Here is a 266-nt window from a genome sequence, read left to right on the forward strand (position 1 = left end):
GCTGACGGTGACGACACTGGCGTTGTTATCGGCGGACTACCTGCCCTGGTTGTTTGCCCCCGGTTTTGCTACCAATCCGGAAAAATTTGCCCTGACCGGGGATCTGCTGCGTATTACCTTTCCTTATCTGTTGTTTATTGCCATGACGGCCTTTGCGGGTGGGGTGCTGAACAGTTACGGCCGTTTTGCCATCCCGGCTTTTACTCCGGTGTTGCTGAATCTGACACTGATTGCCGCAACATGGCTGATGGTTGACTGGTTTGAGG

1 protein-coding gene is annotated in these 266 nt (G+C 53.8%); it reads left to right on the forward strand.

Annotated elements, in window-relative coordinates:
- Positions 1–266, forward strand: a 266-nt coding sequence (locus tag Q4563_RS20260) for a lipid II flippase MurJ (RefSeq protein ID WP_303605792.1), incomplete at both ends; no start/stop codon positions are given.

The sequence above is a fragment of the Gilvimarinus sp. 1_MG-2023 genome (genome assembly GCF_030548285.1).